The sequence below is a fragment of the Falsiroseomonas sp. E2-1-a20 genome (genome assembly GCF_051433195.1).
In the GTDB taxonomy this organism is placed as follows: domain Bacteria; phylum Pseudomonadota; class Alphaproteobacteria; order Acetobacterales; family Acetobacteraceae; genus Falsiroseomonas.
Genome location: NZ_JBHMFT010000001.1, coordinates 32883 through 46397 on the forward strand (window position 1 = coordinate 32883; position 13515 = coordinate 46397).

At 72.0% G+C, this 13515-nt stretch carries 12 protein-coding genes; 8 read left to right on the forward strand and 4 right to left on the reverse strand.

The window, feature by feature from the left end:
* Positions 1-50 precede the first annotated feature (50 nt).
* From ACFHPP_RS00175 to ACFHPP_RS00185, 3 genes are all read right to left on the reverse strand, one after another.
* Positions 51-482 carry a tellurite resistance TerB family protein gene (locus ACFHPP_RS00175; protein ID WP_437161243.1) on the reverse strand — a complete coding sequence of 144 codons (432 nt, stop codon included), beginning with the start codon at positions 480-482 and terminating at the stop codon, positions 51-53.
* Between the two features lie 58 nt (positions 483-540).
* Positions 541-3315 carry an ATP-dependent DNA helicase gene (locus ACFHPP_RS00180; protein ID WP_437161679.1) on the reverse strand — a complete coding sequence of 925 codons (2775 nt, stop codon included), beginning with the start codon at positions 3313-3315 and terminating at the stop codon, positions 541-543.
* 166 nt (positions 3316-3481) lie between these two features.
* Positions 3482-4492 (reverse strand): aspartate-semialdehyde dehydrogenase, encoded by a 1011-nt coding sequence (locus ACFHPP_RS00185; protein ID WP_437161244.1) that lies wholly within the window; start codon positions 4490-4492, stop codon positions 3482-3484.
* Between the two features lie 190 nt (positions 4493-4682).
* Between ACFHPP_RS00185 and ACFHPP_RS00190 the strand changes: the two genes are divergently transcribed.
* Together ACFHPP_RS00190 and ACFHPP_RS00195 are read left to right on the forward strand one after the other, a co-directional pair.
* Entirely contained in the window at positions 4683-6302 is a 1620-nt protein-coding gene (locus ACFHPP_RS00190; RefSeq protein ID WP_437161245.1) for a lysine--tRNA ligase, read from the forward strand.
* The gene (locus tag ACFHPP_RS00195) at positions 6299-8236 is read left to right on the forward strand and encodes a lysylphosphatidylglycerol synthase domain-containing protein (RefSeq protein WP_437161246.1); all 1938 of its coding nucleotides are present in this window, start codon (positions 6299-6301) and stop codon (positions 8234-8236) included. The genes ACFHPP_RS00190 and ACFHPP_RS00195 overlap by 4 nt, the downstream gene beginning before the upstream one ends.
* An 11-nt stretch (positions 8237-8247) precedes the next feature.
* Here ACFHPP_RS00195 and ACFHPP_RS00200 read toward each other — a convergent pair whose 3' ends face one another.
* Complete coding sequence (locus ACFHPP_RS00200) at positions 8248-8892, reverse strand: S24 family peptidase (protein ID WP_430669736.1); 645 nt, start codon at positions 8890-8892, stop codon at positions 8248-8250.
* A 172-nt stretch (positions 8893-9064) separates the two neighbouring features.
* On the opposite strand from ACFHPP_RS00200, the gene ACFHPP_RS00205 reads away from it, so the two are divergent.
* The 6 genes from ACFHPP_RS00205 (at position 9065) to ACFHPP_RS00230 (ending at position 13501) form a co-directional block, all read left to right on the forward strand.
* Positions 9065-9502 carry a hypothetical protein gene (locus ACFHPP_RS00205; protein ID WP_437161247.1) on the forward strand — a complete coding sequence of 146 codons (438 nt, stop codon included), beginning with the start codon at positions 9065-9067 and terminating at the stop codon, positions 9500-9502.
* A gap of 32 nt (positions 9503-9534) precedes the next feature.
* A complete protein-coding gene (locus ACFHPP_RS00210; RefSeq protein WP_437161248.1) occupies positions 9535-9963 on the forward strand; it encodes a hypothetical protein in 429 nt (142 codons plus the stop codon).
* A 164-nt stretch (positions 9964-10127) separates the two neighbouring features.
* The gene (locus ACFHPP_RS00215; RefSeq protein WP_437161249.1) at positions 10128-10385 is read left to right on the forward strand and encodes a hypothetical protein; all 258 of its coding nucleotides are present in this window, start codon (positions 10128-10130) and stop codon (positions 10383-10385) included.
* A gap of 5 nt (positions 10386-10390) precedes the next feature.
* On the forward strand, positions 10391-11803 hold the full coding sequence (locus ACFHPP_RS00220) for a portal protein (RefSeq protein ID WP_437161250.1): 1413 nt from the start codon (positions 10391-10393) through the stop codon (positions 11801-11803).
* A gap of 8 nt (positions 11804-11811) precedes the next feature.
* On the forward strand, positions 11812-12540 hold the full coding sequence (locus ACFHPP_RS00225) for a capsid assembly protein (protein ID WP_437161251.1): 729 nt from the start codon (positions 11812-11814) through the stop codon (positions 12538-12540).
* 121 nt (positions 12541-12661) lie between these two features.
* Positions 12662-13501 carry a phage capsid protein gene (locus tag ACFHPP_RS00230; protein ID WP_437161252.1) on the forward strand — a complete coding sequence of 280 codons (840 nt, stop codon included), beginning with the start codon at positions 12662-12664 and terminating at the stop codon, positions 13499-13501.
* The last annotated feature ends 14 nt before the right edge of the window (positions 13502-13515 follow it).

A 13515-nucleotide genomic window follows, 5' to 3' on the forward strand; every position in this document is an offset into this window, starting at 1 on the left:
GCATTTTCTCCCGATGCGGGAGCCTGCCGCGTTTCCGCCGGAGGCGCGATTCAAATCACCTGGTAGCGGGCCTTGGCGGCGCGCTCGATGGCGCCGGCGATCAGGCGGTCGATGTCGAGGCCGATGCGGAGGTCCTGCAGGAAGCGCAGTTCCTCCTGCGTCGCGTCGCCATCCGCGGCGCAGACCTCGCAGGCCAGCAGGTAGGCGGTCTCCCGCAGCCGCATGGGCAGGGTCTCGCGCAGCATCTCCATCGCCATGTCCAGGCCATCGGTGCGGCCGAGCAGGCGGGCGACGGTGTCGGTCACCGTCTCGATGCCGGCGCTGTGGAAATCGGCGAAGGCGGGCAGTTCCTGCACCATGCGGGACATCATGGCGAGTTCCGCATCCGACATCGGGCCATCGGCGACCGACATCAGCACCATGGCGCAGACCAGCGCCTCCTGCGCGCTGAAGCGGATGGTTTCGGCCGTGCGATGAGGCATGGAAGCAGACTCCAGTAAGGCGGGTGGATTGGTCACGCGGCGCGCCGCGCGGGTCAAGTCACGGGGTTGCGGGCGCCTCGTCCAGGAAGGCCCGCGTCTCCGCCACCGCATCGCGCAGGCCGAGGCGCCGCACCACCACGCCCGGTGGCAGGCCCGCCATCAGGCGGGACGGGCAGGAGCGGTCGAGCAGGATGAAGACGCCCTTGTCGTCGGCGCGGCGGATCAGCCGGCCGAAGGCCTGGCGCAGGCGGTGGCGGGCGATGGCGTCGTCGTAGGATTTCGGCTGGCCTTCCGACAGATGCGTGCGGCGTTCCCGGTGCAGGATGGAAGGACGCGGCCAGGGCACGCGGTCGAAGACCAGCAGGCGCAGCGACCGGCCCGGCACGTCCACGCCATCCCGCATCGCATCGGTGCCGAGCAGGCAGGCGGCTTCCTCCGCCCGGAACACGTCGACCAGGGTGGCATTGTCCATGGCATCGACATGCTGGGCGTAGAGCGGGATGCCACGCTCGGCCAGCGGCTGGGCGATGCGGGACTGCACGTCGCGCAGGCGGCGGACGGCGGTGAACAGGCCGAGCGCGCCGCCGCCGGAGGCGGTGAACAGGGCGCGGTAGGCGCTGGCGATCTGGGCCGGGTCGGTCTTGCTGACATCCTCCACCACGAAGGCGCGGGTGCGCGTCGCGTAGTCGAAAGGGGAGGCGACGGCGGCGCGGATCGCCGGGCTGGGCAGGTGGGCGGCGCCGGTGCGGGCCTCGGCGGCGCGCCAGGCGGCTTCCGGGTCGTCCTCGCCGCTGCCGGTTTCGTCGCGCAGGGTGGCGGAGGTGATGAGCAGGCCATGCGCGGGGGCGGCGACGGCCATGGCGAAGGGCTGCGTCGGGTCCAGGTGATGCCGGTGCATGCCGCAATCGACCTCGCGCCCCTCCCGCCGGTCCAGCGCGAACCAGTCGACATAGTCGGGGCGGGTGCCAGGGGCGCGGGGCGGGGCGGACAAGGTGCCGAGCATGGCGGTCCAGGCCGTCAGCGGCATCAGGGCGCGGCGTTCCAGCCCGCGGCAGGCGGCCTCGATGCGGATGCGGTCGCCGACCTCCAGCTCCTCCGCCTCATCCTCCAGCCGCGCGGCGAGGCGGTCATGCAGGGACTGGAGCGGGGTCTTCAGGCGGGTGAGGCTTTCGGCGAGGATCGAGGCGGCCTCGGCGACCGGCTCCGGCAGCGGGTGGATGTCGCATTCGATGCCGTAGCCGGCCTCCTCGTCCTTGGCGCGGGCGAGCACCTGGCGGCGGACGGCCTGGAGGAAACCCTCGGCGGTGGTGCGCGGGTCCTCGCCATCGGACAGGCGGTTGGGCCAGCCGGGGGCGGGCAGGGCGCGGGCGGCCTGCAAGGCTTCCTCCAGCGGCAGCAGCAGGTCGGGGCGATCGCCGACCAGATCCTCCAGCCGGCGGGACAGGCCACGGGCACGGGAACGGCCGCCCTCGGCGCCGAGCAGCCAGCGGCGCAACTCGGCGGCCTCGGCGCCGGTCATGTCGGCGCTGAAGGCGGCGTCGGCTGCGTCGAACAAATGGTGGCCCTCATCGAAGACCAGGCGCAGCGGGCGGCCATCCTCGCCGCCGCCAAGGGCCGCCTGCACCATGACCAGGGCATGGTTGGCGATGACGAGGGTGGCGCCGCGGGCGCGGCGGATGGAATGTTCGACGAAGCACTGCTTGTAGTGGCCGCAGGCGGAGTGGATGCACTCGCCGCGGCGGTCGGCCAGCGGCCAGACGGCGTGCGGGCCGAACAGCTCGGTCAGCCAGCCGGGGAAGTCGCCGCCCATCAGGTCGCCGTCCCGCGTCGCCAGCGCCCAGCGCGCGACCAGGGCGAGGGGCAGCAGGGCGCCGGCCATGCCGGCGGCGCCGACCGCTTCCTCCATGTTCAGCAGGCAGAGGTAGTTCTCGCGGCCCTTGCGGACGACGATGCGGCGGCGGCGCTCGGCGGGTTCGGGGTAGAGCCGCGCGGTCTCCTGGTCGATCTGGCGTTGCAGGTTGCGGGTGAAGGTGGAGATCCAGACCGGGGCGCCGTTGCGTTCCGCCCAGAGGCTGGCCGGCGCCACGTAGCCCAGCGTCTTGCCGGTGCCGGTGCCGGCCTCCGCCAGCACCAGGTTGGGCGCGCCACGGGTTGCGCGGGCTTCGAAGGCGGCGGCGGCGGCGGAGGCGTAGTCGGATTGCTGCGGGCGCTGTTCGGCGCCCTCGCCGAGGATTTCGGCCAGGCGGCGGCGGGCATCGGCGGAGGTGACGGGATGCGCGGAGGGGGGCGGCGGCGGGGCTGCTTCTTCCCAATCCGGCAGGCGGCGCCAGACCTTCAGCGGGTCCAGCGAGGGGCGGGCCTGCTGGCCGAGCGCGGCGAGGATGGAATCGGCCCAGGGCCAGTTGCCGTCGGCACCGAGCTTGGCGGCCAGCGCGGCGGCATCGCGGTTCAGCGGCGCGTTGCGGCCGGCAGCCAGGTGGCGGAGCAGGGCGGTGGCGAGGTCCGGCAGCAGGGCGGCCATGGCCTCGTCATCGGCCGGCGGGTCGCGGTCCAGGGCGATGGCGAGGCCGCGCGGGGTGGGGGCGGCGGGGCGCGCGGGCTGGCAGAAGGCGAACAGCTCCAGCAGGTCGCAGGCCGGGAAGGCGCCGATGCCGAGGCGCTTGGCCGTGGCGGGGGCGTGCACCACCATCGGCGGCGGCATGTCCCGCAGCCGGCGGCCGATTTCCAGCGCGGAGCCGGTGAACAGCTCGCCATCCGGGGTCAGCAGGGTGCCGCGTCCGAAGCCGGCGATCAGCGCCGGGCTGTCGGGCAGCAGGAGGCGCGGCTGGACCATAGGTGTCGTGGCGATGGCGCGGGGGGTGGTGCCATCGGCACGGCGGCCTGACATCACGGGGCCTGTTCGGGGAATCGGCTCATGCCGCCAATGTGGCGGCATGAGCGGCGGGAACAAAGGGCGAAACCCAGGATCGGCCGCGATTCATGCGCGCGGCCGGCGGATTTCAGGCCGGGACCGCCAGCGCCGGCAGCCGTTCCGCGATCTGCACTGCGTTCAGCGCGGCGCCCTTCAGCAACTGGTCGCCGCACAGGAACAGGTCCAGGCCATGGTCGCCGAAGACCGGGTTGGCGCGGATGCGGCCGGCCTCGACGTCGTCCTGGCCGGTGGCGGTCAGCGGCATCGGGTAGAGGTTCTTCGCGACATCATCGACCAGCTTCACGCCGGCGGCCCGGCGCAGCACCTCCCGGGCGGCGTCCGCCGTGACGGGGCGCTCGGTCTCGATGGTCACGGATTCGCCGTGCACGCGCATGGTCGGGATGCGGATGGCGGTGCAGGAGATCAGCAACTCCGGCAGGCCCATGATCTTCCGGGTTTCCCAGACCACCTTCATTTCCTCCCGCGTGTAGGCATTGGGCTGGAAGCTGTCGATGTGCGGGATGACGTTGAAGGCGAGGGGGTGGGCGAAGACCTCGGCGCGGGCCGGCTGGCCCTCGACCAGCACGCGGCGCGTCTCCCGCTCCAGCTCCGCCATGCCTTCCGCCCCGGCGCCGGAGGCGGCCTGGTAGGTGGAGACGATGACGCGCTTCAGGCCGAAGGCGGCGTGCAGCGGGGCGAGCGCCACGACCAGGATGGCGGTGGTGCAGTTCGGGTTGGCGATCAGCCGGGCCTCGCCGAGTGCCTGGCCGTTCACCTCCGGCACCACCAGCGGCACGTCCTCGTCCAACCGGAAGGCGGAGGAATTGTCCACCACGGTGACGCCGGCGGCGACCAGCCCCGGGGCATGCGCCTTGGCGAAGTCGCCGGAGACGGCCAGCAGGGCGAGGTCCAGGTCCCGCGCGGCGGCCTGGGAGAATTCCTCGATCGCGATGTCGCCGAAGGGCGTGGGCAGCACCGTGCCGGCGCTGCGACCGGAGGCGAAGAGGCGGAGTTTCGTCACCGGGAAGCGACGCCGCCCGAGGACCTCCACCAATTCCCGCCCCACCGCTCCGGTGGCGCCGATCACACCGACACGCATCGCACCCTGCTCCTGCCATAAGGATGCAGGGCATCTAGCGCAAAGCGCGGGCGCTGTCAGGCGTCTCGCGGCACGGTGGCGACTGCAACCACGGCGGGTATATTGGGCGCCGGGCCGGGTGGCGGCCTCGCCTGGAAAGCGCGCGCCTTCTATAAGGCCGCGTTGCCCGCAGCCCGAGGTGCCGACCCGCATGTCCGTCGATTTCGCCGCAGCCAAGGCCTGGCCTTTCGAGGAAGCGCGCAAGGTGGCCCTGCGGGTGAAAGCCTCGGCCAAGGGGGAGGCCCTGTTCGAGACCGGCTACGGCCCCTCCGGCCTGCCGCATATCGGCACCTTCGGGGAGGTGGCGCGCACCACCTGGGTGCGGCGCGCCTTCGAGGCGCTGACCGGCCTGCCGACCCGCCTGGTCGCCTTCAGCGACGACATGGACGGCCTCCGCAAGGTGCCGGACAACGTGCCGAACCGGGAAATGCTGGCCGGGTTCCTCGGCCGGCCGGTGACGGCGGTGCCCGACCCCTTCGGCACGCATGAGAGCTTCGGCCACCACAACAACGCCCGCCTGCGTGCCTTCCTGGACCGCTTCGGCTTCGAATACGAATTCGCCTCCTCCTCCGACTACTACCGCTCGGGGCGCTTCGACGCGGCGCTGCTGCGGATGGCGGAGCGGCATGAGGCGGTGCGGGAGGTGATCCTGCCGACGCTCGGCCCGGAACGCCGCGGCACCTATTCGCCCTTCCTGCCGATCCACCCGAAGACGGGCGTGGTCATGCAGGTGCCGATGGAGGAGGTGCGGCCGGGGGAGGACCTGCTGGTGTGGGTCGACCCCGCGACCGGGGAACGGCACGGCACGCGGATTACCGGCGGGCACTGCAAGGCGCAGTGGAAGGCGGATTGGGCGCTGCGCTGGTTCGCGCTCGGCGTGGACTACGAGATGTCGGGCAAGGACCTGATCGACAGCGTCAAGCTCTCCTCCCGCATATGCAAGGTGCTGGGCGGGGAGCCGCCGATCGGCTTCACCTATGAGCTGTTCCTCGACGAGGACGGCCACAAGATCAGCAAGTCCAAGGGCAACGGCCTGACCATCGACGAGTGGCTGCACTACGCGCCGCCCGAATCCCTGGCGCAGTTCATGTACAACCAGCCGGGCCGCGCCAAGCGGCTGCATTTCGATGTGATTCCGCGCGCGGTCGATGAATACGTGCAGAACCTGGACCGGCTGCGCGCGGCGCCGGGGCCGGACAACCCCGCCTGGCACATCCATGGCGGGCCGACGAACGACCCGGGCACGCCGGTGTCCTTCACCATGCTGATGAACCTGGCCAGCGTCATCAACGCCGATGCGCCGGAGATGCTGTGGGGCTTCCTGCGCCGCTACGCGCCGGATGCCAGCGGCGAGACGCATCCGCTGCTGGCGCGGCTGGTGGAACACGCGGTGGCCTACTACCGCGACCGCGTCGCCCCCACGAAGCAGCACCGCGCCGCGACCGAGGCGGAGCGCCCGGCCTTCGAGGCGCTGGCCGCCGCGCTGCGGGCGCAGCTTGCCGAGCTGGAGGCGCTGCCGCCGGATGAGCAGGCGCGCGCCATCCAGGACATCGTCTATGACGCCGGCCGGCGGGAGCCCTTCCTGGAGCCCGCCAAGGACGGCCGGATGGGCGTTTCGCGGGCCTGGTTCAACGCGCTGTACCAGGTGCTGCTGGGCCAGCCGGAAGGGCCGCGCTTCGGCGGCTTCGTGGCACTGTACGGCATCGCCGGCACCATCGGACTGATCGAGGCCGCGCTGGCACGGCAGGATGCGGACGGCACCGCCGCATGAAGCGTCTTTGGAGCCTGGTTCGCCGGCATGGCGTGGCCGGCTTCGGGCTGCTGCTGCTCGCGGCCGCCATCTGGGTGGTGCAGAACGAATTCCGCAGCCTGTCGGTGGCGGATATCCAGACCTCGCTGGCCGCGATCCCGACCACGACGCTGTGGATCGCGGCGGGCTGGACCGTGCTGGCCTACGCGGTGCTGACGATCTACGACCGGCTCGGCAGCGTCTATGCCGGGCATCCGGTGAGCTATGCGCGCACCTCCCTGGCGTCCTTCTGCGCCTATACGCTGGCGCATAATCTGGGCTTCGCGGCCGTATCCGGCGCCGCGGTGCGCTACCGCTTCTATGCCGCCTGGGGGCTGCCCCCGCTGGCCATCGCCAAGGTGGTGGCCTTCACCAGCCTGACCTTCGGGCTCGGCGGCTTCGCGCTGGGCGGGCTGGTGCTGGTGGTGGAGCCGGAGGTGGTGCCGGGCCTCGGCGAGCATGTGCCGCATTGGGCGATGCGGATCGTCGGGCTGGCGATGTGGGCGACGGTGATCGCCTACGTCACCATGTCCCGCCTGCGGTCCCACGTGACCATCTTCAAGTACCGCATCGACCTGCCGGGCTTCCGCATGGCGGTGGCGCAGACGGTGCTGGCCAGCGTCGATGTCGCCGTCACGGCGATGATCTTCTACGTGCTGCTGCCGCCGGCGGAGGGGCTGACCTTCCTGCGCTTCCTGGGCATCTATGTCGCCGCCTACACCGCCGGCATCGCTGCCAGCCTGCCGGGCGGCATCGGCGTGTTCGACGGCGCCATCCTGATCGGGCTGCAACCGTGGTTGAGCCCGGCGCAGGTGGTCGGCGCGCTGCTGCTGTTCCGGCTGTACTACTACATCGTGCCGCTGTTCCTGGCCGGCATCCTGTTCGCCGGCTTCGAGATCGCGCAGCGCCGCCACGCGCTGAAGCGCTTCGCCACGGAACAGGGCGTGACCGACGCGCTGGAAGTGCCGGTGATCGCGGGCCTGGTGGGTCTCGGCGGCGCGCTGCTGATCTTCGTCGGCGCGCTGCCGGCGCAAGGCACGGCGGTGGCGGAATGGGCGGGGTACGAGGCGGCGGTCGCGTCCCACTTCGCCGCCTCCCTGATCGGGTCGCTGCTGCTGGTGATGGGCTACGGGCTGCTGCGGCGGCTGACGCTGGCCTGGGGCACCGGCATCGCGCTGCTGCTGACCGGCGCGCTGATCTGCTGGCTGCGCGCCGATGGCTGGTGGCTGTGGGGCGCCTTCCTGCTGGTGGCCGGGCTGCTGGCGGCGATGCGCAGCGCCTTCTACCGCACCGCGCGGCTGATGACGGAACCGCTGGCGGGCTCGACGTTGCTGCCGCTGGTGGTGGTGGGGCTGTGCGCGCTGATGCTGGCGCTGGTCAGCTACGGCGGCAAGGTGGCCGGCGATAGCTGGTGGGGCGTGGTGGTCTCGCCGCTGGCACCGGACAGTCTCAGGTTCTCCGTGGGCCTGGCGGCGGTGCTGCTGCTGGTGGCGGCGGTGCGGCTGCTGCGCCCGGCGCGCCTGAAGCCGGTGACCTGGGATGCGGAGGTCCGGGCGCGGTTGAAGGCGCTGGGGGCGGAGGCGCCGGAGATTGCCGATGGCGCGGTGTTCGGCGAGGCCGGCCGCGCCGGCTTCGGCTTCGTGCGCCGCGACGGCATCTGGCTGGCGCTCGGCGACCCGGCGGGGGAGGAGCGGGACCGCGTTTCCGCCATCTGGCGCTTCCGCGACATGTGCGAGCGGGAGGGCGTGGATGCCGCCTTCTGGCGGGTCGGGCCGGGGCTGCTGCGGGTCTATGGCGATATCGGCCTGACCGCCTTCCCGATCGGGGCGCCGAAGCCGGGCGACGGGCCGCGCTTCCTGGCCTGCCGGGCGGAGAAGGATTTGGAGACGCTGGCGCCGCTGCTGCCGGGGCGGTAGCCGGCGACCCCCTACTGCGTCGCCCAGATGATGCGGTGCATCCAGGCCAGTTCCGCCAGGTCGAAGCTGTAGTTCGGGTGTGCCGGGTTCAGGCTGGCGAGTTCCACCCGGCGGGCGGATTGGCGCAGCAATTGCTTGGCCATCACCTCCCCGGCGCGGGTGCGGACCACCACGCGGTCGCCGCGGCGCACCGGCGCGCCGGGGGAGACGATGACGACGTCGCCGTCGCGGAACACCGGCTCCATGCTCTCGCCGCTGATTTCCAGCGCATAGGCGTTGGGGTCCGGCACGTCGGGCACCGAGATCTCGTCCCAGCCGCCGCCGACCGGGTAGCCGCCATCGTCGAAGAACCCCTCGCTGCCGGCCTGGGCCAGGCCGATCAGCGGGATGCGGCGGGCGATGGCGCTGCGGCCGCGGGACAGGGCCGGGGCGCCGGTGACGAGGGAGGCGAAGGCCTCGAAGCCCGTGCCGGTGGCGGCCAGCACCTTGGCGACGCTTTCGGTGGAGGGCCAGCGGGCGCGGCCATCGACGCCGGTGCGCTTGGACGGGTTGAAGGCGGTGGCGTCCAGCCCGGCGCGGCGGGCCAGGCCGGAGGCGGAGAGCCCGTGTTCGGCGGCGAGCGCATCGATCGCCCGCCAGACATCCTCGTGCCGCATGGATGCGGATTCCCTGTTCGTCGCGGGCGACCTGCGCCTGCTGTGGGTCGTCCATCCTAGGTTTCGAGTCGGGATGCAATAGGAACCATATCCTTGCAACCTCGAGTGGAACAGTCTAGAAGGCTAATGTTCCTGTTTTGTTCAGGAACCAGCCCGCAAGGACCCCCGATCCATGTCCATCGCCCCCCGCCACGCCCCCGTCCTGGCCAGCCTGGACCGCGCGCAACCCTTCGCCTCCGCCGAGCATGCCTGGTTCTGGACCATGGCAGCGCTGACCGCCCGGCGCGATGGCGCCCGCCTCGGCGCCGGGCGCGGCCTGGTGGTGCGGCCCTGCGAGCCGGATGACGTGGTGAAGTGCCTGGACCGGCTGTACCGCCAGCGCCGCATCGACCTGGCGCATGCCCGCATCCTGCGCATCTGGGGCGAGCGGCACCAATCCCCCAGCCCGCGCATCCCCGCCGAGGCCGGCGACCTGCGGCTGTGGCGGGAGGCGATGGAGCGGCTGGATTTTCCGCTGCGCGCCAAGGGGATCGTCGGCGGTCCGCCCAGGGGCATGCAGGGCGTGATGCAGGAAGGCGAGGTGGTGGCGTTCCGGGGGCGGGTGGCATGACCGGCGCAACCTTGAACGGCGCAACCAAACCCTTGCCCACGCAGCGCCTGGCGCATCGGCGGGTGACGGATGCCACGGGGCAGTCCGTGTGGATCGCCTTCGGCGGCGCCGCCGACCAGCCCTGGCTGCAGCTGCTGCGACCCGGCTTCCGGCACTGCTTCGCGGCACTCGGGGACGAGGCCGGATGGACGGTGCTGGAGCCGCTCTCGGGCCGCCTGCTGGTGGCACGCCTGCCGGTGCCGGGCGGATTCGACCTGCCGGGCTTCTATCGCCGCGCCGGGTTGCGCGTGCTCGGCCCCTTCATCCCGACGGAGGCGACGCCACGCAGCCTGCCGCCGCTGGCGCCGTTCACCTGCGTGGCGCTGTGTCGCGCCCTGCTGGGGCCGGCGGCACCGCGGGCCTGGACGCCGTTCCAGCTGTTCCGGGAGCTGGGTGGTGAGGAAAATAATCAGGATAACTAGGAATATATGTTGACGCGGTGTCGCGTCCGGCTTATCAAGCCCCTGCCACGGGGCGATCTGCGCCTCGCGGCATCCTCCTCTCCCGGTCCCCAAACTCCGACCCGTCCGGCCTCGCCGGGCGGGTCTTTTTGTTGGGGGCCCCTCTCAAGCCGAAGGAAGCGCGCATGGGTGGCCTGTTCAAGGCGCCGAAGCCGGCCGTGTCCGCCGCGGATGCCAGCGTCGCCGCCAGCCAGGCGGCGCAGGGGGCAGCCGCGCAGGCCGCCGCCACCGAAGCCGCCGCGGAGGATACCGCCCGGCAGGCCCGGCTGCGGGCGCTGGAACGCGCGCGCCGTGGCGTGTCCGGCACCATCGCCACCTCCGCCCGCGGGGTGCTGGACCCGGCGCCGACCTTCGCCACGCGCAAGACGCTGCTGGGCGAATGAGCGCCATGATGACGCCCGACCAGATCCTGGCCGCGCAGGCCCGTGCCGCCGCCCGCCGCCGGCCGCTCGAAGGCCGCTGGCAGGATTGCTACGACCATGCACTGCCGGCGCATGATGCCGCGCCGTTGTTCGATGCGACGGCGGCGGATGCGGCGGAACAACTGGCGGCCTCCCTGCTCGCCGAACTCGCGCCGCCCTGGTCGCGCTGGTTCGGCCTGGCGCCGTCCCGCCGCCTGGCCGACGGCGCGCAGGAGGTGGCGCGGGTGATGGAGGATGCGGCGGAAACGCTGCAGGGCCATCTCGACCGGTCCAACTTCGGCCTGGAACTGCACCAGGCCTTCCTCGAACTGGTGGTGACCGGCACCGCCGTGCTGCTGGTGGAGGAAGCGCCGCCCGGCGAGGCCTCCGCGCTGCGCTTCACCGCCGTGCCGCTGCGCGAGACGGTGCTGGAGGAAGGCGTCTTCGGCCGGCTCGACACCGTGTACCGCGCCATGCGGCTGACGCCGGCCGAGATCCGGGCGCGCTGGCCGGCGGCGCAGGTCGCGTTGCCGAAGGCCTCCGCCGACGAGATGCCCGCGCCGCTGCGGGTGGTGGAGGCAGTGTGGCCCGATGCGCGCGCCGGCCATCGCTTCGCGGTGGTGCTGGAGGGTGGCGAAACCTCGGCCGAGATCCTGGCCGAGGGACGTTTCGCGGAAAACCCCTTCATCGCCTTCCGCTGGCTGAAGGTGCCGGGCGAGACCTATGGCCGCGGCCCGGTCGCCAAGGCGCTGCCGGATATCCGCACCGCCAACAAGGTGGTGGAACTGATCCTGAAGAACGCCTCCATCGCCGCCACCGGCATCTGGCAGGCGGAGGATGACGGCGTGCTGAACCCGGCCACGGTACGGCTGGTGCCGGGCGCCATCATCCCGAAGGCGCAGGGCTCGGCGGGGCTGACGCCGCTGGCGGCGCCGGGCAATTTCGACGTCTCGCAGCTGATCCTGGAGGACCTGCGCGCCCGCATCCGCGGCGCACTGCTGGCCGACCGGATCGAGGCCTCCGACAAGGCGGCGATGACGGCGACGGAGGTCACCGCACGCAGCGCCATCTCCATCCGCCTGCTCGGCGCCATCTATGGCCGGTTGCAGGCGGAGCTGCTGGGGCCGCTGGTGGCGCGCTGCCTGTCCATCCTGCGCCGGCGCGGCGAGGTGCCGCCGCTGTTCGCCGATGGGCAGGAGGCGCGGCTGGTCTACGCCTCGCCGCTGGCCCGCGTGCAGGCGCGTGCGGATGCGGCCGACACGCTGCTGTTCCTGCAGGCGGCCTCGCAACTCGGCGCGGAGGCGCAGGCGGTGCTGGATGCGCCGGCCGCCGCGCGCTGGCTGGCCCGCACGCTCGGCGCGCCGGCCGAGATCATTCGTCCCGTCCCGAACCAGGAGTGAGCCGAGGCATGTCCGAAAACCTTCTCGACGCCGCGACCGAGACCGCCAGCACGGGCAGCCGGCCCGCCGACATTCCCGAGAAATTCTGGGATGACTCGAAGGGTGCGCTGCGCGTCGATGCGCTGCTGAAATCCTACATGGAGCTGGAGCGGCGGCTTTCCCAGCGCTTCGCGCCGCCCGGCGACGATGCGCCGGAGGAGGACCGGCTGCGCTGGCGCCGCGCGCTCGGCATCCCGGACAGCCCCGATGGCTACGAGGTGACGGCGCCGAACGAGCTGCTGACGCCGGACGCGATGGTGAACCAGCGCCTGCACGAGGCCGGCTTCAGCGCGCGCCAGGTGCAGCTGGTGTACGACCTGGCCGCCGAGCGCCTGCTGCCGCTGATCGCCGAGGCCGCATCGGAATTCAAGGCCGGGCGGCAGGTGGAGAAGCTTCGCGCGCATCTCGGCGGCGAGGATCGCTACCGCCGCATCTCCGGCCAGCTTTCCGCCTGGGGCCGCGCGCATCTGCCGGAGGCGGTGTTCACCGCACTGTCCTCCACCGCCGATGGCGTGGTGGCGCTGCACCGGATGATGGAGGGCCGCGAACCCGCCCTGTCCCGCGATGCGCAGGCGGAGGCCGGGCCGGACGAGGCGGAGCTGCGCAAGATGATGCGCGACCCACGCTACTGGCGGTCCCGCGAGCCGGATTTCGTGAGGCGCGTGACCGAGGGCTTCCGGCGCCTGGTTCGCGAATAGCCACCCGCCGCACCGTTCCGCCCGCAGGCAACCCGCGAGGGCCTGCGGTTGCGCGCCGCGACGCCGGCCCTTCGGGCAGAACCGGCATCCTGGCCGCCACCCCCACCCATCGGAGACCCCAATGTCCGCATCCACCCAGATCGACGCCGTCTTCACCCGCCAGTTCCAGGCCGAGGTGCACGAGGCCTACCAGCGCCAGGGCAGCAAGCTGCGCCCGACCATCCGCGCCAAGACCGGCATCACCGGCACCAGCACCTTCTTCCCCAAGGTCGGCAAGGGCGTCGCCGCCGCGAAGACGCGGCATGGCTCGGTGCCCGTGATGAACCTGGAACACGCGCAGGTGGAATGCGTGCTGCAGGACTACTATGCCGGCGACTGGATCGACCGCCTCGACGAGCTGAAGACGAACATCGACGAGCGCACCGTCGTCGCCAATGCCGGCGCCTATGCCCTCGGCCGCAAGACCGACGAGCTGATCATCGCGGCGCTGGACAGCGCGACGCGCGACGCCGTGGGCAGTGCCGCCGGCACCACCGATGCCGATGGCCTGACCAAGGCGAAGGTGCTGCTGGCCTTCGAGATGATGGGTGCTGCGGACGTGCCGGATGATGGCGGCCGCTATGCCGTGGTCGGCTGGAAGCAGTGGTCGCAGCTGCTCGAGATCGAGGAGTTCGCTTCGTCCGAGTATGTCGGGGACGACGCGCTGCCATGGAAGGGCAGCCAGGCAAAGCGCTGGCTCGGCGCGATGTGGGTGCCGCATTCCGGCCTGACCAAGTCCGGCGCGCTGCGCTACTGCTACTTCTACCACCGCACCGCCATCGGCCACGCCTCCGCCGCCGAGGTCGAGACCGACATCACCTGGCACGGTGACCGCGCCGCGCATTTCGTGGCGAACATGATGAGCCAGGGGGCCACGCTGGTCGACGACTTCGGTGTCGTGCGCATGCGCGCCGCCGAATAGCCGCAACGCCCTCT